This window comes from Paenibacillus sp. FSL P2-0136, assembly GCF_037975325.1.
Lineage (GTDB): Bacteria > Bacillota > Bacilli > Paenibacillales > Paenibacillaceae > Paenibacillus_AQ > Paenibacillus_AQ silagei.
The window spans coordinates 459618-483170 of the sequence record NZ_CP150244.1; the positions used below are offsets into that span (position 1 = coordinate 459618).

A 23553-nucleotide genomic window follows, 5' to 3' on the forward strand; every position below is an offset into this window, starting at 1 on the left:
AAGGGGTTATGCGATGAGTGTTAATAAATTGAGTGTCGCCCAAGATACGACAAGCTATCCGAGATGGATCGTCTTGCAGCTGCTCGAGGAGTGCAATTTGCGATGCAAGATGTGCTATGAGTGGGGACTAGAAGGGCCCTACAAAAGCAAAAAAACATTAGCGCAGCTGGACCCGGATCTGATCAAAAAGATCATCGCCCAGTGCAGCCCCGGCAAGCCGTATTACGATTTCTTCGGCGGCGAGCCGCTGATGTACCCTTGGCTGAGCGACATTCTCGCCATGATCAATCATTATGGAAGCGTAGCGGACTTCCCCACGAACGGCACATTGCTCGAGCAGCATGCCGAGATGCTTGTCGAGACTGCGCCCAATAAGATCTGGGTGTCGCTCGACGGCCCTGAGGCAATCAACGACAGGCAGAGGGGCAAAGGCGTATTTAAGAAAGTAATCAAGGGGATCGAGAAGCTCTATGAGCTCCGGCAAAGCAAAGGCAAGCATTTTCCGAAGATGGGTGTATCCTTTATCATTACGCCCTTGAACTATATGTATGTCGAGGAATTTTTCTTCAAGCATATCGACTTGTCGATGTTGGACCATATCAGCATGGAAGTGCAGCTCTATGCCACGGAAGAGCAGTATGCCCAATATGTGGAGGTTCTTAGTGGGGAATTCGGCGTGTATGAAGCTCCTTATGCCAAGGGGATGGTGTGGCGGGACATCAGTTCGTTCAGCGAGATCGATATTCCGGAATTGACGAGACAGCTCAATAAGGTTAAAGAGTATTGCTTGAAAAACCGCATCCATGTGATCACCTATCCGAAGACGATAGATGAACTGAATTTGCGTAACTATTTCTCGGGGCAATTCCATCAGATGGCGGATAAACGAAATCAGTGCTCCCTTCCATGGGTGTATGCGGAGATTACGGCAAGGGGCGACGTTTCGCCCTGCCATGCCTTCTATGATTTGACCTTCGGCAACGTGAACGAAGAGAGCTTGCTGGATATCTGGCGCAGTGACAATTACAAAGAGTATCGCGCGTATATGAAAAAAAATATGCTTCCGATTTGTACGGCTTGTTCAAGGTATTATATCTACTGATTCATGTGAATAACCTATTACGTGTAAGAAGGGTGTGTTGATATGAATCCGAAATCTGAGATTAAGCATTCCGCTAAGGATCTGCAAATATTGAAACGTACGATCAAGAATACGGTGGAAACCAAGCGGAACATGGAGAAAATAGCGGGTTACGCGACACCGTTGCCAGAGTCGGTCGGGATTAAACTGACGAACCAATGCAACTTGCGCTGCAAGCATTGCTATCAATGGAACGACACCGGCTACCATCACTTCATGACACCGGAGCAGCAGCGCGAACAGCTCGACTACGGGCTGCTGGAGAAGCTAATCCTTGAGACGGAACCAGCCAAGTCGAGACTCTATATCTGGGGCGGCGAGCCGCTCGTATACAGCCATTTCGACCGTTTAGCCGATTTGCTTGAAGCCCATCCTCGTGAGACGACGATCTGTACGAACGCGGTGCTGATCGAGCGAAAGCTGGACGCCTTGCTGAGAATCTCCGACAACCTGGAGCTGCTCATTGCGCTTGATGGATTCGAAGAAGAGAATGATGCGCTTCGCGGCAAAGGGGTATTCAGCAAGGCGATAGATGCGATCCGGAAGCTGGTCGAGCTGCGCAAGGAAAACCGGTTCAAGGGCAAAATTACGATCCATACCGTCGTTAACGATGGTATGACTGACAAGCTTTACGATCTACTGGACTTTCTGGAGGGCGTCGGTGTAGATATGGTCATGGTCTGCTTCCCGTGGTACATCTCGGACGAATGCACGCAGGGAATGGACAATTACTTTGACGAGAAGTTCGACTTCCTTCCGGCGAGCGAGCACAGGGGCGAACGAAGCTGGCACGCCTTTAACTACAAGCTCGATCCGGAGCGTATCCCTGCTTTGATGAGCGAGTTGGACCGGGTGAATAATCGGGTCTGGAAAATGCGTTTGCGCTACCAGCCGAATCTGGATCATGACCAAATCGAAGATTTCGTGCTCGGCAAAGAGGTGGAGGGCAAAGGCACGATGAACAAGAAGTGCCTGGCGCTCTCGAACCGGATGGACATTACGCCCGATGGAACAATTATCGCGTGTAAATTCTTCAAGGAGTTCGAGATCGGCAAATTACATGAAGCGTCTGTACAGGAATTATGGCATAGCATGAACTACAGAAGAATAAGGGAAATGATGGACGAACGACTGACACCGGCATGTTCCAAGTGCAGTGTTTTGCATTTGCACGGTGTATAACTCTTCTAAATCACATAAATGAGGTGCGCGAGTGAGCATTATCCAGATGGAAGGATTGTCCAAAAGCTTCAAGTATTACGAAAAAGAATTGGGCCTCAAAAAATCGCTCAAAAATTTAGTGAAACGGAAATCATTGATCAAAGAAGCGGTTAGCGAAATATCACTTGTAATCGAGCAAGGGGAGATGGTCGGATTCTTAGGCCCGAACGGTTCCGGCAAAACGACGACGCTTAAGATGCTGTCCGGCATCTTGTATCCGACAAGCGGGCAGGCGAAGGTATTAGGCTATGTCCCTTGGGAGCGAAAAAAAGAATTCAAGATGCAGTTCTCGATCGTGATGGGGCAGAAATCGCAGTTGTGGTGGGATTTACCGGCGAATGAATCGTTGTACCTGAACAAATGCATCTATGAGGTCGAGGATGAGCCCTACAACCTTGTCCTGGATGAGCTTACGGAGATGCTTGACGTTAAAGACCTGCTCAACATTCAGGTGCGGAGGCTTTCGCTGGGGGAACGGATGAAGATGGAGCTTATTGCGTCGCTCATCCACCGGCCCAAGGTGATATTCCTGGATGAGCCTACAATCGGACTTGATCTGATTTCGCAGAAGCGCATTCGGGAGTTCCTGAAGTATTATAACCAGCAGACGAAGGCCACGGTCATTCTGACAAGCCACTATATGGCGGATATTGAGGATCTGTGCAAACGAACGATCATCATCAATCAAGGGAAGATCGTATACGACGGCGATCTCCGGCGGGTGAACGAGCTGTTCCATGCCAAAAAGATTATCAAGCTGCAATTTACGGACGAAGTACCGAGACAAGCGCTAAGCGACTATGGCGTTATTACTCAACATGACGGCCTGAATGCCGTTATGGAGATCGATAAGCATGACCTTCAGCGACTCTCCAAGATGATGCTGGACCGGTTCCCGATCCTTGATTTCACAGTTGAAGATATACCTGTCGAGCGAGGCATCGAAAGCCTATATCAGAAAGATGGGGTCAGACATGAAAGCCTTGCAAAAGTATAAAAGGACGTACATCCTTGCGCTTCAGAATGAGATGGAATACCGGACCGATTTCCTGATGAGTATTATCAGCGGCGGCTTCATCATACTCGTCCAATGCTTCCTCTGGACAGCCGTGTTTCGCAGTTCGCCGCAGGAGATTATTAACGGCTATTCGTATTCGCAGATCATCATTTATTCCGTGTTGTCCGGCGTCGTCTCCAAGCTGGTTTCTGCCGGCTTCGAAGGGGAGGTCGCGAACGATATCAAGATGGGTGGACTGAGCAAATTTATCGCTCAGCCTATTCATTATTTCAGCTATCGGATATGCAATTTTTTCGGCGGGAAAACGGTTCAGACCGCGGTCGTCCTTGTCTTATTCGTCATCCTGATGATCGTGTTCACTCAGATTTGGGAGTTTCAGCTTAGAGTGGGGCAAATCGTTTTGTTCCTGGTCAGCATTCTGTTCGGGCTGCTCATCAACTTCCTGCTTTTTTATTCGATTAGTGCGCTCGCGTTCATCATTACTGAGGTTTGGGGTGTTTATATCGCGTTCAACCAAGGCGTCTATCTGCTCAGCGGCGCCATCTTTCCGCTTAATATTTTCGGAGATACGTTTGCTAGAATTTCCAGCTATTTACCGTTTCAATATGTCGTATACTTCCCGGTTAAGATCATCAATGGGAGCTTGACGATTCATGAAATCGTGCCCGGGCTCCTCTTACAGGCGGTTTGGGTCATTGTGCTTATGATCATTTCCAAGTTGTCTTGGGATTCCGGGATGAAGAAATATGTAGCCGTTGGAGGTTAGATCTGTGAGTATCAGCTTGTCTGAGATTCGGAAGCATGTACGTATGTATTTTATTTTCGCAAAGAACAGCTTGGTCGGTTACATGGAATACAAAGCGAATTTCTACTCCGGTTTGATCATGGAGACCGTATTTCTGTTTTCCAAGCTGATCTATATCGTCTTCGTTTACCAGCTCGGAATCGAAATCAATGGAATTTCTCCTGACCAGATGATGATCTTCACCGGGACTTATACGATTATGATCGCAATCTATACAGGACTGTTTATGGATAACTTTTATAGATTCGCCGGCCATATCCGCAACGGGACGCTGGACTTGTATATGACGAAGCCGCTATCGCTGCAGTTCATGATTTCATTACGGCACGTGAACTTCGCGTTTCCAATCCCGAACCTGGTCGCTGGGATCACGATGATCGTATTGGCCTGGCGGCGTCTTGGCATCGAGCCAAGCTTTATCCACTTGGCCGGATATATTGGCGTGATCTTGAGCAGCACGATCGTGACCTACTCGGTGCTTCTGCTTCCGCAGATTCTTGCCTTCTGGACGGTAAAGTCCGGTTCGATCTTCGACATACTGGACAAATGCTGGGATTTGAACAATATGCCGATGTACATATACCCCAAATGGCTGCGGAGAATAGGACTGTATGTCGTGCCTATCTTGTTTATCACCAACATGCCGTCGGTTTATTTGATCGACCGGTTGGACTTGTTCCTTGGGATATGGATTTTTGCAGCTCCTGTGATATCGCTTCTAGTGGTCAGGCTGTTCTGGAAGCTGGCCGTCAAACACTATGAGAGCGCCAGCAGTTAGAGATATGCCCCAAAAAAATTGTTGAGAAGGTGAATCGGATGAGCAGGATGGAGCACAAGAGCTTTTCACCGCAGACAGAAGCCACTGCCAAGAAGCGGCTGCACAACGGGATCGAAATCTATCAAAACAACGAAGGAGAAACCGAGTTCCTCTACAACGAGATTTTCCAGAAGGAGATGTATTTCAAGCATGGGATTACGCTCCCGGATCATGGCACGGTCATGGATGTCGGGGCTAATATCGGCATGTTCACCCTATATGTCAGCAGCAAGAGTAACTGCAGGGTATATGCCTTTGAGCCACTGCCTCCGACGTTTAAGCTTTTGAAGATGAATACGAGCTCGCTCTCTCGCGTAACAACGGTTAACGTTGGGCTTTCCAATGAGATCAAGGAAGCGGAGTTTGCCTATTTTCCTACGATGTCCACGGATTCTGTCCAGATCAAATACCGGGAGAACCACGATCAGGATCTCCGGTACGGGTTAATCAACCATTACCGGGATGACTTCGCCGACCCGCGCATGCTAAACCGGTTTGTCGATCAGCTGATGTCGCCGAGGCTTCTGAATGAACAGATCTATCGATGCAAGCTAACTACGATCTCTGAAATGATCCGCTATTACGATCTGAACCCCATTGATCTGCTCAAAATCGACGTGGAAAAAAGTGAGTTCGAGGTGCTGGAAGGTATCCATCCGGAGGATTGGAGCAAAATCAGGCAAATTGTAATGGAGGTACACGGACTGGACGGAGAGCAGATCAGCAGGCTCGAGAACATCTTCCGAACCAACGGCTTCAATGTCTCGATTGATTACTACGAAGATTTGAATATCCCAAATTACTATAATGTGTACGCGTTGAATCTAATGCATATACCGGCCGGGTGACAGTCATGCGACAGCATCTGCATGCAAGGTTGGTATGCTCCAGCTGCAAGGGCGAGCTGGTCCAGTCGGAGGCGTCACTGCAATGCTGCAACTGCGATGCGGTATATACGATCAATGATCGTTATGTATCGATGCTCGACCGGCGTGAGCAGGCTGGCCACCCTTCCGACTGGGATCGTAAAGAGGCAGAAATCAGGGATTATAGCGAGATTTCGAACTCCCTTACGCTATCCGGAATAGGCCGATTCGCTACCTTCTTAAATTATGGTTACGTCCCGCACGGGAGTGAGCAACATACAGTGATCGAGCCCGCCGATGCATGGAACAGAAATTCAATCAAGCTGCTGCTTGAGACGGTGGGCAAGACGGCGATCCGGGAGCGGGAGGTGATCGACATCGGATGCGGCAGGGGAGGAAACATAGCAGCGCTGTCTAAATATTTCAAGCCGCTGTCTATTGTCGGTCTCGATATCTGCCCGGCGAATATTGCCTATTGCAATGCCAAATCCCGAGGGAGTGGAGCTTTGTATCTCGTCGGCGATGCCGAGAATATACCGTTTGCAGACGAGAGCTTCGATGTGGTATTAAATATAGAATCCGCGCATGCCTATCCGAACCGGTCACGCTTCTATGAAGAGGTGTACCGGATCATGAGAGCTGGCGGCGTATTTCTGTATACGGAGCTGATGCCGGGAGATCAGGTAGCGCAGAATGTGAGGCTGTTAGAGGAAGCAGGCCTGTCTGTAATCCGCAATCAGGATGTGACTGCGAATGTTCTTTTATCGTGTGATGAGAATGCGAAGCAGCGTACTGGTGCACAAGGGATTGCAGGCAACGTAGGCGCGGGTACGAATATTGGAGATATTAATGATTTCATCGCCTTGCCCGGCTCGAAGAAATATGAAGAGATGAAGGCTGGAACGCGGCAATACCGTATGATGAACCTTGTTAAGAGGTAATATAGCCGTAATATCCAATAATTTCAGGTTAGGAGAAATATGGTATGGAAGAAATCATTTCCGTGGGCACCTTTCACCCCTTCGACGGCATGACCAAAATGTTTCCTCATCATAATTTTCCTTATTTTAGCTGCGACTACAATTTGTTTTTAACGCTTGCCAGATATTTCGATAAAGATGAGCTGCCGATTCTGAATAATGTGATTAGCATTTACAGATTCAATGAACAAAAAATACAAACAAGAGGATATTTCAAGTTAGAGGTGTTGGAGCTTAAGGAGGGAGATCAGATTCTTGAGGAGATGGGAATCTCCATCCGCAAAATATCCCCTTCGCTAGATACATTACAAGAGGAGATCATCAACTCTATTTCTCGTGGTTATCCCATTTCAATTTTTATTGATTTATTTTATCAACGCGGGAGAGACTTTTACTATAACAAAAAACATGGACTGCACCCTGTTTTTGTCTATGGCTTCAATCTTACGAACGGGGAAATATATACGGTTGATGATATTACAGAATACAGACAATATTCTCTGCCATTTTCAGAATTTAAAATATCATGCCTGACATCGGAACACGTTAAGATGCCAAATTACTTTTGGGAATATGCACTAGTATCCCCCGGTGATCATGAGCTCTTGAACCATAAGAAGTCAGCACACACCAGCATCAATACATTTGTAGAAAATATGTTCAGGTATCAAAATGAAATCACGGAAGGTTTGAATAATATATTGTTGTTGGCAGAAAATTACAAGCTCATTCTAACCAATGAAACGATTATAGAAACACTAAGCAGTACTATTTATAGAAAATGTTCTGAGAAATACAGGTTAGATACGCTCTATAAGTATAACCTTGATCATATCAATGCCAAGGATACGCTTGACCCGTTACTGGACCAAATTATTAATGACTGGAAGACGGTAAGGTTCTATTCGAATAAAGCCATCATGTCCCAAACGTTCACTGGGGAAACCATAGATAAGTGCATGGGTTTATTTACAAAAATATATACGAATGAAGTGCATTTTCATCATCAATTTTATTTAATGTTAGAGGCTGCAAGATTGAAAAGCTGAATCAACAATGTGAGTCAGGTAACCGGGTAGAGTATCAGATAGACCGCATACCTTTGCGAGAGGGGGCGGTCTTTTTGTTTTTGCACTATATTCCATTCCCACCCCATATTCTCCTTTTTTCTGGAAGGTTGAGCCGAGAAGTGTGTCTATTTTCGTAATATATTAAAATCATTCGTGCATTTCCCGTATTTAGACTTTCCCTTCCAGTTGCTAATATGAAAGCTGTTACAGCCTAATCATCCGCTTTCGTGAATGCGTTTACAAACATTGTCTGCTATTAGGTTCAGAGGGAGGTGCAGGATTGACTGTCAAGCCAGACTTGGCGTAACCAAGGGTAAGAATCTCCATAAGAAAAGGAGTCAAACTTAGATGAACAGTAGAAAATATGTAGTCAGCATCTCCCGCCTTCTCGTTATCATCATGTTGTTCTCCATCTTCACGTATACTCCCGTCCCGGCTGCTGCGGCTGGAGAGGAACCGTCCGTTGAACTGAGCGACCTCATTGCGCAAGCCGAAGCTCTTAAAACTGGAAATACGGAGTTCCCGCTCCAGGTCAGCCAGTCTGTCTATGGTTCCGTCTACGGTTCTGATGTGAACCGGGCTTTGCCCTGGGTGCATGTAGACGAACTCCAAGCTCTTAATGATGCGCTTGAGCTTGCGCGTAATGCGAACACGCCGGCCGACGAAGCCATTGCAACGCTGAAAGAAGCCATAATGAATTTCACTGCAAATATCAAATCAGACGGCTCCGATCCCTATTTCCGGCTTGATCCGGGTCCGGGTAAGGTTCCTGTAAAAGTTACCGCGCCTACGAATGCCTGGAAGGCAAGAACTCCGCTGGATAACCGTGTCCCGGCCGACTTTGCCGGCGGGACATTCAAGACGATCGCATATCCTTTTGCAGATGCCCAAGGGAAAGCGGAAGTGCTCCAGATTAATTACGCCCATAACGGCAAAAGCACCTTCGGCGGCATCAGTCTGGAATCCCCGTTGTCCCCGGCCGTCAATGTCACAGCGGGTTCAACGATTGAATTCGATGTCTACTATCCGAAGAGCGCGCAAGGCAAATTCATGAGATGGAGAGTCAGAAATGCCAGCGATAACCTCGACAGCTACCTCAGGGAATACCAGTACAACAACTTGAATCCTGACTGGGTGGGCAGCTACAACGGCGAATCCTGGCTGAAGGCGCATCACAGTATTACCGCCTCAACGGGCAATTCCTCGAACTTCATTCTTGAGCTTCATGGGGAGAATGCCCGTCCTGAAGAAACCGGTATGCTGCTAGTCTCTAACATTGAGATTACCGCACCTGATCCGAAGGGTGTTGCGCTTCCGAGCGTAGTCAATAAGGAACACCAGAGTGCCGTAGCGCCTCTAAAGAGTCTGTACAATAAGGAGAATGGCCTGTTCATGGTCGGCGCGATCGGCACCGGACCTGTAAACGGAACGAGAGCCAATCACTATGAGATCTTCGTTGACGGCAACAATCTGAAGGCCGATGGCACGCATCCCCGTGGTCCGGAATGGCTGAAGAATGTGAACGGCGAGGCCATGAACGGCGCAACCACTGCCCCTGGCTTAGCGGAGTATAGCTTCCCTACCAACTCTTATCAGGCGATCAGAGATTCTGGAACTCCCGGGCAGTACAAGTCTCACGGCCATGTTCTGGCATGGTACAACCAGGCTCCGGGATGGATGACACAGATTATTCCTGCGAACCTGTCCTCCGGGTATACCGGGGGGGCCGATTTCTACGGACTTGGCAATGGTGTCACAACCACGGTTAAGGTAGACAAAGAGATGGCGAGAAGAGTGCAGTTCAACCATACGATGTATGTGATGCGGCATTTTCTGACCACAGATACGAAGTACGGCTCCAGCGAAGCCCGTGGTATCATTCCCTTCAATTCCTGGGATGTACTTAACGAAGAGGTACACGAGAGCCGCCACAGCGAGCTTATCCTTGAGGATCCGAACAGCTGGAGAACGAGCCTGAAGCATACCAACTGGCTTGTTGCCATGTCAGATGATGAGATTGGCGGCGATATCACCAGCCATTACATCTATCTGCTGTTCAAGAATGCGCACATCGCGGCTCCCAACGCCAAGATGGCGGCAGCTTACAAAGCCAACTACGCTAACCTTCCAGAGTACATGAAGCTGGATGGACACGATACTAAAGGCAGCATTGACAGTTACATCGTTGACAATCCTCCGAAGTTGACCTACAACGATTACGGGGTTGCCACCCGCAGTAAAGCTAGAACCGTATATAACATGGTTCTTGAATTAAATACCGCATGGCGCTCCGATCCGCTGTATGACGGAAGACCCCTGATCGAAGACATCGGAATCCAGGGACATGACGCGGTGGGTAAGACCCTTGCCAGCGACAACCAATATGCGATGGCCCTTTATGCCTCTCTCGTTGACCGGGGGCTGCTGTCGGGTATTACCTATTCTGAGCTTGACCTTAAGGTGCCGACCGATGCTCCAGGAGGAGGCGCAACTGCTCCAGCAGCGCTCAATGTGAGACAGTCGGACGCCCTTGGATATCAGTACGCGCTGCTGTACAAAATGTTTAACAAGTTCGCCCCGTATATCGATCACATCATCAGCTGGGGCGTAACCGGTTCCGGATGGCAGGGAAGCTATGTCCTGTTTGACGGTCAGAGTAATGCAAATGCCGGTTACTATGGTGCTATGAAGCCGGACCGGTTCATTCTGGGACATTCGTATCTGGATGATTACTTTGCAGGCGAATATCAGACTATTCAGAATAATAAAATCGACCTTGGCGACCTTGGAGTCTATACACCTAATAGTGTGAATGCAGACCTCAGCAGCCTGACACTAAGTGCGGGAACACTCGAGCCTGTATTCAACGCAGCAACCACAGAATACGAGGTGTCCCTGAAGGATGCCGGCAGCATTACTGTGACAGCAGCAGCGGCAGACAGCAGGTCAACCCTTAAAGTGAACGATAAGGTGGTTGCCAGCGGTACAGCTTCCGAAGCTATAGCGCTGACACCTGGCACCCAAACAGATATAAAGATTGAGGTCACAGGGGCAGACGGCAGGGTCAAGACGTATACCCTGAAAGTAACCAACAGCAAGACGGAGACTCCGTCCACTCCGGAACCAGGAACACCATCTGCAACACCTGAACCAGCAACACCAGCACCAGCAACGCCTGCACCTGGTGGAACCTATTCAACGTCTGCACCTGTTGCATCTGCGACACCTGCACCAGCAGCACCTGTTGTAGAAGGACAGAAAGTAACCATGCAGGCAACAGTGAACAATGGAACCGCAATGGTTAAGGTAGCAGATCTGGCAAAAGCAAAGGAACTCATCGAGAAAAATGTGACGCTGGACATCCCTGCCGTGCAAGGAGTGAAATCATACTCGGTAGGCTTGCCTGCTGCAGCACTGACCGGCGGAACCAAGGATAACAAACTGACCATTTCGACCGAATTCGGTCAGGTCGTAATTTCCGGTAATATGTTGACAGGCACACCTGAAAGCAGCGGCAAGGAAGTATCGCTGGAGATTGGAAAAGGTGACAAGTCGGGGCTTCCGGCGGAAGTAAAGGCGGCTCTAGGCGATAGACCGATCATTCAGCTTAGCCTTAAGACGGACGGAAAAGAAACGGCCTGGAGCAATCCTGGTGCACCTGTTACCGTATCCGTACCTTACCAGCCGTCTGCGGATGAATTGAAGAATCCTGAACGGATTGTTATCCGGTATATTGACGGAAATGGAAATGTTCTAACCGTACCGAGCGGACGTTATGATTCCAAGACCGGTATGGTAACCTTTACAACTACTCATCTCGGCGATTTCGCAGTAGCTTATGTATCCAAGACATTCACAGATCTCGGAAAGGCAGCATGGGCGAAGAACGCGGTCGAAGTCCTTGCATCCAAGGATATTCTCAAGACTGAGGGCGGTGAATTCCATCCGTCAACCGAGATCACCAGAGCAGATTTCCTGTACTCCCTCGTCAGGGCACTTGGCTTGACTGCGAAGGTAAATGGAAACTTCAGCGATGTACAGGAGAATGCTTACTACTATAATGAGATTGGAATGGCCAAAGCGCTTGGGATTACGAATGGCCTGGACAACGGCAGCTTCGGCAGCGCGCTTAAGATCACCAGACAAGACATGATGGTGTTGACCGAGAGAGCCCTGAAGCTCGAGAAGAAGCTGAATAGCCAGGGGACGGCTGCGGATCTGGAGAGATTCTCCGACAAGTCCAAAGTGGCCTCCTATGCGGTGAACAGCGTAGCCGCCATGGTGAAGGAAGGGCTCATCGAAGGCAGCGGCAACAAGGTCAATCCGGCTGGCAACACCACCAAAGCTGAAGCTGCGGTATTCCTTTACAGACTGTATAATAAGTAAGAGATTTGCATAAAAACAGGATATGCCCAATAGACCGCACTCCTTTTGCCAGGAGGACGGTCTATTGGCGTTTAGGGGACAGTAAGCTTTTCTTAATTAAAGCAAATGTCCGCCAGACACTTCAATGTCCTGGGCTGTAACCCACCCGAACTCATCCGACAGCAAGCTCACAATAACCTTTGCAATATCTTCGGGGTGGCCAATTCTGCCAAATACAGATTGCTCAGCCAGCGGCTTAATGAATTCGGGATGTTTATCAAATACTCCATCGCCGAAATTGCTGTGCGTAGGACCAGGCGACACGGCGTTGACCCGGATTTGGCGAGGTGCAAGCTCTTTGGCAATGTAGCGGGTCCAGGTTGAGAATGCTGCTTTTAACGAGCCATAGACGGAGTAGCCCGGAAAGGATTGATTTTTGGATGAACTCGTGGTATTGACAATAGCTCCGGCGTCCTCCATGAATCCGGCAAGCTGTTGTGTTAGAAAAACCGGTCCTTTGAAGTTCGTATTCAGAATCTTGTCGAAATATTCTTCACTCATCTCAGTGAACAGCATGGGTCCGCCGATGCCGCCATTATTCACCAAGTAATCAAAAGTTGTCCGGTTCCAAATGTCTTGGAGACTCTGTTTCACTTCTTGAATAAAGCCCGCAAAGGTTGATATCTGAGTCAGATCCAGCTTTAATGCGACTGCCCGGACACCTGCATTTTTCTCGATTTCCTTTACGACATCTTCTGCCCGGTCCTTATAGGAATTGTATGTGAGAATGACGCTAATTCCGCGCTTGCCAAGCTCCAGCGCTGCCGCTTTTCCAATGCCATTACTTCCACCCGTTATTATCGCAATTGTCATAAGATCCTCCTTGGTTTGTGTTCGGCTTGGTTCTAATTGTAGCCGCAGCTGCGTCACCAAAATAGACCTGAAAATGCCTATTGATTGCCTAAAAGCACCATTCGTGTGATAAACTATGTGCATGAAAAATGTCCTTGAAGAAATAATGGATCTGATGAAGGATGCGGGCACCAGGCAGATTGAAACCGGAGTACCGGGGCTAAGTATGATTAAGGGAGCGATCCCTCATCATCAACTTGCAGCGCTTTACGAGCCGATGATTGGTTTCACGGTTCAAGGAAGAAAGATTCTATCGATCGGGGGGCGCAGCACGGAACTGGCAGGACCATCTTATTACGTACTACCAGTGCATGTTCCTGCAACGGCGGTTGTACATCCGGACCGCTGTGGCCAGCCTTACATGTCCCTTGGTCTCAAGTTGAATCAGAATATTCTTCAGAGTCTGCTAAGAGATCTCCAGGAGAATCTATTACCGGCTGCTTCCGGGCAATTCGCAGCTTGCGACATGGATATTGAATTGATGGAGGCCTGGCTGCGTTTATTGCGATTATCGAAAGCGCCAAGAGATATTCCGGCTCTTGCACCAGCTTATGAGCGCGAAATCCTGTATCGCGTACTGATGGGACCACAGGGAGGGTATCTGAGGCAATTTGGTCAGCGGGAAAGTGATTTATCCCGGATATCCCAAATTGTAAAATGGTTTCGGAGTAATTTTATGAGGCCCATAGACATTGGTGAGCTGGCATCGAAATCGGGTATGGCTATAAATACTTTTCACCGTCAGTTTAAAAGGGCCACGGGGTTAAGTCCTATTCAATTTCAAAAGCAATTAAGGCTCCTGGAGGCCAGAAACCTCATTGCCTTCGAGGGCTATCCGGTAGCAAGTGCTGCATATCATGTTGGCTATCAAAGTCCCTCACAGTTCAACCGGGAGTATTCACGCTTCTTCGGTGCATCTCCAGCCCGTGACACGGAGAGCCTAAGACGAATTGAAAGCATGAGAGATTAGAAGGTCATGCCAAGGGCCGCGGGAAATGCACTGTGGCGTGAGCCAACTGCTGGAAGTACTTCGCCAGCGCAACTACGTCTTCGAACTGGTGCTCACAAATCTGTTAACCACTGTTAACATGCGTTAACACCTGTGGTATAGTATAAGCAGAACGGGCGTACAATGCTAAGAGAGCCGTGCGCTAACACGACTCTCTAGAGCAATAGCCGCTTTTAAGGGCGGTAGGCCTCAACAAAAGGATACGACAAATAGACCGCACACCTTTGGTGGGAGGGCGGTCTATTTGCGTTTATCGGACAGTAAAGCTACGATAAGCAAACCAAAGGTTAGCATCAGCATCATTGCTTCAAACACTGTCACAAGGCATCCCTCCCTTCTGAGAGAGGTAGCCGACCGACCCTTTAAGCCTATTCTATTGCTCAATCAGTATAGCATATCAAATGCCGTAGTATTACCTATGTTTGGAAAAATTTTGACGTAAATGCGTATTTAGTATGTGTAAAGAGCAGCCCCCAATACGGGAGCTGCTCTTATTTGCGTTTGTTCTTACAAACCGCCGTCGGAACACAACCTATAACTTCTCCAGCAGCTCAGTATAATAACCGTTACCGTTCCGCTTATCCAGCTTCTCCGCTGTGGCGAGAGCCAACTGCTGGAAGTACTTCGCAAGCGCAGCGACGTCTTCGGACTGACGCTCACACGGGTGGCCGGCCGGAAGCTTAACCTGGAAGCGGATGGATTCTTCCGCCAGACGGCGGAACATTTTGGCGGAATAGGCGTTGAAGATCATCTGATCGGCCGGGTTCTCATGATCGAGCGAGGAGGCGATATACTCTTCGAAGACCTCCAGCGCCTTGACTGGATCGGTCAGGGTCAGGTAACCAATATGCTCTCCCTGATGATACAAGAAGTCGCGGTTGCCTTTGACCAGCTTGTAGCCCTTCTTCTGAAGCTTATCCGCTTCCGCTTGGCGGCCCAGCCGCAGGAGAGGGAACAGCACCTTCGTAATGGTCACATGCGGGACCTCACCGCAGGTCATCCGGCCCTTGAGAATAGGCTCGGCTGCCTTAACGGTTGCTTCGTCGTCTCCCTGCTTCGCCAGGAACTCGACCAGGCCATGCTGCTCACAAGCCTCACAATCGCTCATCTCGTCCCGGTCCATGGTCTGGACAATCGCCCATTCGGCCTCTGAAGCTTCCAGCTCCCCGAAATCTTCGAGGATATTCGCCCGGTAATAGTGATAGGTCCGGCTGCTGTAGCCTTCCGCTGCGAAGCGGGTCTTCATATCTTCCAGCAGGTTCTCAATCTGAGTGCGGCTAATATCTGCAAAAGCGGTAATGCGGTCCAGCACCCACTTGTACGACCACATTAGGCTATAATCATCGAACCGGCCCGGGTTCTTGTCATACTGCCCCAGCTGCCAGGAAAAGGCGACTAGCGCCTTCATCGGATACCCGTGGAAGCTGCCCAGCTCTACGATTTCGCTGCGGGCCTCATAGCCCTGGTCGATATCTCCTGCGGCATCGGCCACCCGTACCGCCTGCTCCAGCAGCTCCAGCTTAGCCTTGCCGCCCGGCAGGTCATAGGCTTCCTCCATCAGATCGTCAAAATCCATCTCGGTAAGATTCATCTATTCGTCTCCTCCTGTGGCTTGATTAGCCGTCAATCCCCAATCAATGAATTGAATAATGCCCTGGTTCAGCAGCGCGATCTCCTGGCGGTTCATCGGATAATGTCCCATCATCAGCGCATTGCAGTACAGCATCTCGACAATGGAGGGCAGCATCTTCTGGTTCGCCTGGTGAAATGCCCGCCCGATGACAGGATTATTCAGGTTGAAGTAGAGTGTGGCGTATGCCGTCTCCTTAAGCGAAGCACCCAAGCTGCCCAGCACGGAGGCTAGGGCATCGGTGCTCACTTCTTTGGTTGCTTCCATTACACGCCACTGGGCGGACTCCTCAGACAGCGTGTAGAGGACAGGAATCTCCTCTGGCTTGAAGCGGCGCAGCTGCACCTGGCAGCGGAACTTCTGAAGTACACTGTCTGCGAGTCTTACGGACTCATAGTAGTCCAGCCGCTCTTGAGGGGTGATATCGGTGAAGGATAACGACACCTCCTCTGGCAGCAGCCGTTCCGTCTGCACATCCGGGTCAATGAGCGGCAGCCGGGCCAGCAGCTCGGCATCATAGATATACCCGCCGTTCACCACCAGCATGGATTGGGCCGAAGCCACGTGGGTAATCTGGCGGTATTCGTCAAGCGTCGCCGTGAAGTACAGGGGAGGCTGCTGCTTCAGCTCGCCAAGCGTCTTTCTGCCATACGTGCTCTCAAACGGCAACCACTCGTGAATGATAGAATAGAACGATGAATCTTCCACTGCGAGAGCCTTCATGGATAAGGCATGTAGTGAAATGATCGATTGCAGGCGATCCGGGTCGTACTCGGCCATCCGCATCAATTCCTGACGAATGGAGCTCCCGAGCTCTTCCCGCACCTGCTCCAGCTGGGCATTCTCGTAGAAATGCTCCCGCGAAGCGGTGGGCTGCAGCTCATTGGTCCAGATCAGGCATTTCACGAAGAACGCCCAGTCCGGCAGGATATTGCTGGCAGCTTCGGAGACCAGCATGTGCTTCAGGTATACCCGGTGATTGCGTTTGGCGTTCAGGTTCACCGCGTGCGGCAGAATGAAGGCGATGCCTCCCGTCCGGCCTGAGGCGGTGTGCAGGGGAATGAAATCGCGGAACGTCTCTCCCAGCACCTGCTTACCGAAGGACAGCACCTCGTCACGATGCTTACGGGCCAACTGCGGATCTTTGACCCACGGCGGGGTCAGCGGATTAATCAGGCGGGTGTTACGGTCCGACACCAGCTGGATCGGATAAGGCAGCAGAGCGCCGTAATGGAACAGCCCTTCCTGCAGATTGCTCTCCTCGAAGTAAGCTTCGGACCCTTCTTTACAACGCAAAAAAACCTTGGTGCCCGGAGCGTGCTCCCCTTCGAGCTTGCGGATCGTATAGGTGCCGTCCGGCTTCCCGCGCCATTCCAGTGCAGGGCCGCCCTTGGCGGATTGGGTAACCATAACGATATCGTCACTCACCATGAAGCAGGACAAGAGCCCGATGCCGAACCGCCCGATGAAAGAGGTATTGGTGGAGAGAAAGTCTTCGCCCCGTTTGGAGGATTGTCCGATCATGGCCAGGAACTCATGAATCTCTGCCTCGTTTAACCCGATTCCGTTATCTTCTACCAGTAAGGTCGCCCCGGTAGAGGTCCCGCTGACCTCGACATGAATCTTGCCTTCGTATCCAGCGGGGGAATAGGCCTGCCGTGCAGTAATCGCGTCTATGCCATTCTGGAGCAGTTCTCTTAAGAATACCTTCGGGCTGCTATACAAATGGTTAGACAAAATGTTGATCATACCGCTTAAGTTCACCTGAAAACGGTACGTATCCTGGTTTTGGTTCTCCATGTTTGTTCTCCTATTCTGTAATCAATTGATATGTAGACAGATGCAACCCTATGTATTACCCAGAAGCTGCATTATAAGAAACAGATATTCCCAATCCTCCTAATTTCCCTGCCTTGAAAATACAAAGAAACCCAAGGTCTTGATTCACCTGGGCTTCCCGCCAATCTATTCTTAGTCCGCCATCTTCACCGCACAGACCCGCAGCCGCCGGTAGTCGGCGATCCATTGGCCCTGCCGGTAATGCTCCGGACGCAGCTGATCTTCCACTTCGCGATAGATCGCAGTCTTGTCTTCTGCACTGACATCGTAGAAGAAGTCATCGGCCATCATGTCGAGCCAATCCCGGATTCCGCTCTCGCCCTGCAAGGGAGTCGGCCGTTCGAAATGCTGGGCCAGCGTGACGAGGAAGCCATGCGCCTCCAGCACGGCCGTATATTCTCCGATGGTGGGGAAGTACCATGGATTGCGTCCCTGCGGATCATAGCCATGCGCGGACAGTGCGGCCTCGGTCGCATTCACCAGCGCGGCAACGTTGCGGTAGCCGCCGAATTCGGCGACGAACCGTCCGCCGGTCCGCAGTGCGCTTGCTACCGTCACGGCAACTGCGTGTGCGTCCTTCATCCAGTGCAGTGCAGCGTTGGAGAACACCGCATCGAAGGTCCCGGAGGTTCGGTATGTGTAAGCATTCTGGGTGCTCAGATTCAGATGCGGGTACTTGGCACGGCCGCGTGCAATCATCTCGGGCGACAGATCAATGCCAACAGTCTCCGCTCCGGCGGATGCAATCTTAGCCGTCAGGTCGGCCGTCCCGCAGCCGATATCCAGCACGCGTTCACCGGGCTGAGGCTGGAGCAGAGAGAGGACATCGCCGCCCAGCTTGGAGACGAAATCCAGTTTGTGATCATACGTGTCTGCCTGCCATTGGTTATTGGAAGCCGGCTCATTCATGTACTTCCCCTCCTTATGAAATTCAGTATAGTACTGCATAGCTTATAAATGAAATATATAGTTGCTATACAGTTGATAAGCATTGCCTATAAGTGTGCTGCCGACAAAATAGACCGCTAGCCTCTGTAAGGAGGGCAGTCTATTCTCTCATATCATAATAGGGGAATTAATACACCAGCACGCCTGCATCAAGCGCGGACTTGTTTGCCACGGAATTGCCAGTCAGGAATACCTGTTGCAGCTTGGGCAGCTTGCTCAGAAGCTCTATATTGGAAATCGCATTGTTCTCCAGATGAAGCTCCTCGATGGCCTGCCACTTGCTCATGAACGCAAGAGAAGCCAGGTTGTTGTCCTGCAGGGTGAAGGAACGCAGGGCAGTTAGGCCCGCGAAGTAAGGCATCACCTGGTCAACCTCACTAACGGAGTTGTTATTCATGGAGAAGTATGGCCGGTCCAAGGTCAGATGCTCAAGCACACTATTCGTTGCTGCTGTCTGCTTGAAATTCAGGCGGCATTCCGAGCACACCAGCGTGTTCACCTGCTTCAGACGGAATAAGGCGTCGCTCTCTGAATACAGCGACGAATCATAGATACTTAGTGTCTTCAGACGGGGCAAGCTGTCCAGCGAACGAAGCTGGATGATGTCGTCGCTCCCCCAGAGGGACAGCTCCCCAAGCTCAGGGAATTTCTTCAGCTCAGCCATATTAAGCTCCCCGCTTCCGCCCCGGAGTGTCAGATCCGTTACCGCAGGGGCCTTCAGCCCGGAGAGGAAGGAAGCTGGGATTTCCACCCGTTTGACGCCCGGCAAAGTAAGGCTGTCTGGTTGCTCGTAATAACCGTCCAAGGTGAATTCCCGCAGCGAGGACAAGCTATTCACGGCCTTTACCGAGCCAAGCTGGCTTAAGGAAGCCAGGCGGAGCGAGGTAATAGAGGTTTTGCCGGCCAGACGCTCCAGGCTGGAGAAATTCACATTTTCGAGATCAAGCGTCTGCAGTGCAGGCATGTTCTGCAGGAAGTCGATCGACTTCACATTGGATAAATAGGAAAGCTTAAGCTCCTGGAGCCCGGTTAAGGCGTATAACGGCTGCAGATCTGTGGTTTCACTGTGATAGATAGCCAGAGAAGACAGCCCGGTCATGGACGATAACCACCCCAGGTCATTGACGAAGGTAAGGGACAGGGACTTCAGCGGCAGCTTATTAAGCAGATGCAAATCCGTTATAGACTCATCCACATAGGTAATGGATAGTGAGCTTAGATTGGGAAATTCCAGCAGCAGGGCCACTTCCTGATTACTGCGCAGCTGAGTGGACAGCTCCGTAATTTTAGATTTATCGCCGAAGTAGCCGGAGAAGGCGCTGAAGGATTCGTTGAAGGCGCCGCCATAGCTTTTTAATCCGGGCATATGGGCAAGCGTTGTCTGGTCCGCCTGGTTGATCTCGTAGGTATTCGTCAGGTTCAGTGCCGTCAGTCCCTTGAAGGCTTCGAAATCCCGTTGATCAATCCGCTGGGTATTCAGCCGCTTGTCCTGGGTCACATAAGTAAGCTTCTCGGCCTGCGCATCGCTGAAGGGATCGGAGAAGCTGTAAGTGAACTGCCACTGGTCATTCTTCGAACGCTCCACAGTTAAATAACGCAGTGAGGCCAATTCCTCCTCTGTCGGCATGGCAGAGCCTTTACCCAGGGTCTCCCGCAGGAAGGTGAGCAGGACCTCGCTTTCGGGCATCGTCCGTACGGACAGATTAGCCTTGGTTGCCAGCTGCGGAGAGCTGAGGCCGTAATAGAAATAAGTACCGATGGCCCCGCCCAGCACCAGCAGCAGAATTAGCACCAGCCTAATGGGGATAGAGACGGAGACGGGTGGCTTCGGCGCGGCCTTGGGAGGGGGTGCCCCGTGATAATGATTAATGGTCTGATCCACATAGTAGACATTATTTTGCTTGAGCAGAAGCTCAGTCTGGCAATAAGGGCACTTGAGAATCGCGCCTTCCTTATATTCAATTCTTCCGCTGCAATTGGGACAATTTAACGGGATAAATGCCACGGGCTGCTGCCTCCTTCATGATGTGATGATGAAATTGCGCCGGTATCACTTGAATACTTATCGGAATTTACGTGAGTTACGCTGATTTGTTCCATTATTCTCTGGAGAGAAGCTGATAATTTGATTCTATATGAACAAATGCTCAGAACACAACAATTGTTAAAAAGGAGAATCAAGCCGTTAAGATTAGGTTGACATCTGCGGCGTTCGAGATTGCGAGGACCGAAGGAGTGGATGCCGTGACCATCCGTAAGGTGGCCGAGAAGCTGGGAGGCTCTATCGCCCCCATCTATGTCAATTTCAAAGAGGCTGGCGAGCTGGTGGAGGAGGTTTTCCAGATAACGCTTACGGTGAGCAGACAAATTCTGCTGGAGCAGAACTCCGGGCATCCGTTCCATGATATCGGGGCGGCCAGCATCCGTTTTGCCAGAGAGTATCCGGTGCTGTTCCGGGATCTGGTGATGAAGAAGAATGATCAGGCGAAGTACAATGAGGCAGAGACGCAAGGGTTCATTCAGATGATGCGAACGGACCCGGATCTGAATGGATTAACCGATGATGAACTGGGGATGATTTTGCTCAAGATGAAGATGTTCCAGGTCGGGATGAGTGTAATGGTTGCGAACGAATTGCTGCCGGACCATTATACGGAGGAGCAGATGATTCAGCTATTGAACAGCGCGGCAGAGGATGTCATCAGCACAGCGAAGCGTAGCTCGGAGAAATCTTGAACCCGGAGGGGATGATCATATGACAGCAGGCAGAACAAAGCTTAGTCTTCTATTGTTCATCGTTATTGTGCTGGCGTGCGGCTGGATTGGGGTATGGGTGGATACGAAGCTGCCGGATCAGCCGGAAGGGAATTCGCCGGGAATGGGCTTGTGGCTGATTTTGCCCGTGATCGCAATGCTCGTGCTGCGGCTGGTGAATCGGGATTGGAAGGATGTTGGCGTAAGGTTCAATTTTAGAAAAAATAGGAAGTGGTACGGCGCAGCCATTGCAGTCTATCCGGTGATGATGGTTATTGTGGTGGGGCTTGCTCTGCTGTTCAATAGCGCCAGCGCTTCAGAGGTCGAACTACATACGATTCTGTCACTGGTTCTGGTATCGCTCGCAGGCAGCTTTATTAAGAACATCTTCGAGGAATTCGCCTGGCGCGGCTATCTGACTCCGAAGCTGATCGCATTGAAGCTGAATGACTGGATGATCTATCTTGTGTCCGGTCTGGTCTGGGCGCTGTGGCATACGGCTTATTATCTGGTTTTCCTGCCGGATACTTATTTCGGGACTACGTCAAGATGGGGCTATGTCGTCATAGGCTGTGTGCTGATGGTTGCTTGGTCCATCATGTACGTTGAAATCTATCGTCTTACACAATCGGTGTGGCCGTGTGTACTCATGCACGCAGTGGAGGATGGAGTGCCTACTTTGCTGGTATCGGTTGCAGGGATCATTACATTCACGCCGGCAGGCGAACTGTGGTTTAGCCCGACCACCGGCGTGATGACAACGATTCTGTTCATCGGATTCGGCTTATGGCTCAGATCTAGACGATTGAAGCGCTTTGCAGATAGATAAACTTGGTGAAGTCTTGCGGCAGTTCGGGCGAATAGCGCTGATGTAAGGCAAATAGACCGCCTTCCCTAACGGGAGGACGGTCTATTTGATTCATTTACTCACTGGCAGATGGCTTCTCTGCCCCAGTCCTCGCAAACCTGATAAATATGAATACTCCAATCAGGACCACAACGATCCCCGACCAGAAGAACCAGAACGGAACGCCGAACCGGTCGGCCACAGGTCCCGCCAGTGCAAGCCCGATCGGAGAAGACAAGAGTCCGATACTCGTCACGAAGGAGAGTACGCGCCCTAGAAGTTCAGGCTCATAAGACTTCTGGATCATCGCCATGTAAGGGCCGTTGAACAAGGGTGCTGCGGCACCCATCAGGAAGGAGAGGACGGTAAAAGCAAGGAACGCCTCGCGCCCGACTATCCCGCTCAGGACACAGGTGAGCCCGATTACAACCAGACTCACACTCATGTAGGTGGTGTCCTTCCACCTGGAAGCAAGCACCGACAGCAGCGCACCGCCAAGGATCATCCCGATCCCGAATACGGCCTCAATCAGGCTGGCGCTGTAACCGCCGCGTCCGAAATGGGACAGCGTCATCAAGGGAAACAGCATCGCCAGCGGCATGAATACCACGCTGAAGACCGCCATGGCAACCGTTACCGTGACAATGGGCTTTTGCGACAGGAAGGCCCGCCAGCCGAGCATAAACTCTTTACGGAATGAGGGTATCTCCACGCTCTCCGGCTTCGGTTGACGGATCTGGACGAACAGAAGCATGACATTAGCGATTAAGGCACCTGCCACATCTAAAAGCAATACGGTTCCTAGTGAAGTAGCCGAGTATACCGCTATTCCAAGCGCAGGCCCGAGTACGCTGGAAGCGGAGAAGATGAGCTGGTTCCAGCCTGCTACCCGGGTGAGCTGGTCTTCCGGCGCAATCAGAGGAATCGCAGCCTGGAATGAAGGGGCATGGAAGGACGAGGCTGCCGAACGAATCAGCAGAATGGCATACACGATCCATAAACTCGGCTCCCCCCATAGATAGTAGGCACCCAGAATCAGACTGGTTAGTGCAATGGCGCTGTCCGCGGCGATCATGGTGAGCTTACGGTTCCAGCGGTCGAGCCAGACGCCAATGAACGGGCCCAAGACCGCCTGCGGCAGGAACCCGGCCAGACCGGCCAGCATCAGCACGGTAGCCGATCCTGTTGTCTCGGTCAGATGCCAGACGATGGAGAACTGAACCATCGCCGATGTTAATATCGAGAAGATTTGCCCGCTGAAGATGAAGGCGAACGTCTTTTTCCATTGAATATTCATAAGTTTCTTACCTCCCTAATAAAGACAGACCCAA

General features: G+C 50.5%; 18 protein-coding genes. 12 read left to right on the top strand and 6 right to left on the bottom strand.

Features of this window, described 5'->3' with window-relative positions:
* Positions 1 to 13: 13 nt before the first annotated feature.
* The 9 genes from NYE26_RS01935 (at position 14) to NYE26_RS01975 (ending at position 12304) form a co-directional block, all read left to right on the top strand.
* The gene (locus NYE26_RS01935; RefSeq protein ID WP_339253481.1) at positions 14 to 1102 is read left to right on the top strand and encodes a radical SAM protein; all 1089 of its coding nucleotides are present in this window, start codon (positions 14 to 16) and stop codon (positions 1100 to 1102) included.
* A 42-nt stretch (positions 1103 to 1144) separates the two neighbouring features.
* A complete protein-coding gene (locus NYE26_RS01940) occupies positions 1145 to 2323 on the top strand; it encodes a radical SAM protein (protein ID WP_339253482.1) in 1179 nt (392 codons plus the stop codon).
* 31 nt (positions 2324 to 2354) lie between these two features.
* Positions 2355 to 3359, top strand: a complete 1005-nt coding sequence (locus NYE26_RS01945; RefSeq protein ID WP_339253484.1) for an ATP-binding cassette domain-containing protein — start codon at positions 2355 to 2357, stop codon at positions 3357 to 3359.
* Positions 3346 to 4146 carry an ABC-2 family transporter protein gene (locus NYE26_RS01950; protein WP_339253485.1) on the top strand — a complete coding sequence of 267 codons (801 nt, stop codon included), beginning with the start codon at positions 3346 to 3348 and terminating at the stop codon, positions 4144 to 4146. The genes NYE26_RS01945 and NYE26_RS01950 overlap by 14 nt, the downstream gene beginning before the upstream one ends.
* A 4-nt stretch (positions 4147 to 4150) precedes the next feature.
* The gene (locus NYE26_RS01955) at positions 4151 to 4963 is read left to right on the top strand and encodes an ABC-2 family transporter protein (protein ID WP_339253487.1); all 813 of its coding nucleotides are present in this window, start codon (positions 4151 to 4153) and stop codon (positions 4961 to 4963) included.
* A 38-nt stretch (positions 4964 to 5001) separates the two neighbouring features.
* On the top strand, positions 5002 to 5850 hold the full coding sequence (locus NYE26_RS01960) for an FkbM family methyltransferase (protein ID WP_339253488.1): 849 nt from the start codon (positions 5002 to 5004) through the stop codon (positions 5848 to 5850).
* Positions 5851 to 5855: 5 nt separating this feature from the next.
* The gene (locus NYE26_RS01965) at positions 5856 to 6809 is read left to right on the top strand and encodes a class I SAM-dependent methyltransferase (protein ID WP_339253490.1); all 954 of its coding nucleotides are present in this window, start codon (positions 5856 to 5858) and stop codon (positions 6807 to 6809) included.
* A 44-nt stretch (positions 6810 to 6853) separates the two neighbouring features.
* Positions 6854 to 7897, top strand: a complete 1044-nt coding sequence (locus NYE26_RS01970; protein ID WP_339253491.1) for a hypothetical protein — start codon at positions 6854 to 6856, stop codon at positions 7895 to 7897.
* Between the two features lie 369 nt (positions 7898 to 8266).
* Entirely contained in the window at positions 8267 to 12304 is a 4038-nt protein-coding gene (locus tag NYE26_RS01975) for an S-layer homology domain-containing protein (protein WP_339253492.1), read from the top strand.
* A gap of 96 nt (positions 12305 to 12400) precedes the next feature.
* Here the strand turns inward: NYE26_RS01975 and NYE26_RS01980 are convergent, their stop codons facing one another.
* The gene (locus tag NYE26_RS01980; RefSeq protein ID WP_209875447.1) at positions 12401 to 13156 is read right to left on the bottom strand and encodes an SDR family oxidoreductase; all 756 of its coding nucleotides are present in this window, start codon (positions 13154 to 13156) and stop codon (positions 12401 to 12403) included.
* A gap of 121 nt (positions 13157 to 13277) precedes the next feature.
* On the opposite strand from NYE26_RS01980, the gene NYE26_RS01985 reads away from it, so the two are divergent.
* Positions 13278 to 14165, top strand: a complete 888-nt coding sequence (locus tag NYE26_RS01985; protein WP_036730866.1) for an AraC family transcriptional regulator — start codon at positions 13278 to 13280, stop codon at positions 14163 to 14165.
* 571 nt (positions 14166 to 14736) lie between these two features.
* Here the strand turns inward: NYE26_RS01985 and NYE26_RS01990 are convergent.
* The 4 genes from NYE26_RS01990 to NYE26_RS02005 form a co-directional block, all read right to left on the bottom strand.
* Positions 14737 to 15795, bottom strand: a complete 1059-nt coding sequence (locus NYE26_RS01990; RefSeq protein WP_339253494.1) for a hypothetical protein — start codon at positions 15793 to 15795, stop codon at positions 14737 to 14739.
* The gene (locus tag NYE26_RS01995) at positions 15796 to 17634 is read right to left on the bottom strand and encodes an HSP90 family protein (RefSeq protein WP_339253496.1); all 1839 of its coding nucleotides are present in this window, start codon (positions 17632 to 17634) and stop codon (positions 15796 to 15798) included. It lies immediately after the preceding gene.
* Between the two features lie 171 nt (positions 17635 to 17805).
* A complete protein-coding gene (locus NYE26_RS02000; RefSeq protein WP_339253497.1) occupies positions 17806 to 18582 on the bottom strand; it encodes a methyltransferase domain-containing protein in 777 nt (258 codons plus the stop codon).
* Between the two features lie 166 nt (positions 18583 to 18748).
* Positions 18749 to 20626 carry a leucine-rich repeat domain-containing protein gene (locus NYE26_RS02005; RefSeq protein WP_339253498.1) on the bottom strand — a complete coding sequence of 626 codons (1878 nt, stop codon included), beginning with the start codon at positions 20624 to 20626 and terminating at the stop codon, positions 18749 to 18751.
* 191 nt (positions 20627 to 20817) lie between these two features.
* Between NYE26_RS02005 and NYE26_RS02010 the strand changes: the two genes are divergently transcribed.
* Together NYE26_RS02010 and NYE26_RS02015 are read left to right on the top strand one after the other, a co-directional pair.
* Entirely contained in the window at positions 20818 to 21357 is a 540-nt protein-coding gene (locus tag NYE26_RS02010; RefSeq protein WP_339253499.1) for a TetR/AcrR family transcriptional regulator, read from the top strand.
* A 19-nt stretch (positions 21358 to 21376) separates the two neighbouring features.
* Positions 21377 to 22204 carry a CPBP family intramembrane glutamic endopeptidase gene (locus tag NYE26_RS02015; protein WP_339253501.1) on the top strand — a complete coding sequence of 276 codons (828 nt, stop codon included), beginning with the start codon at positions 21377 to 21379 and terminating at the stop codon, positions 22202 to 22204.
* Between the two features lie 94 nt (positions 22205 to 22298).
* Here the strand turns inward: NYE26_RS02015 and NYE26_RS02020 are convergent, their stop codons facing one another.
* Positions 22299 to 23519 (bottom strand): MFS transporter, encoded by a 1221-nt coding sequence (locus tag NYE26_RS02020; protein ID WP_339253502.1) that lies wholly within the window; start codon positions 23517 to 23519, stop codon positions 22299 to 22301.
* Positions 23520 to 23553: the final 34 nt, after the last annotated feature.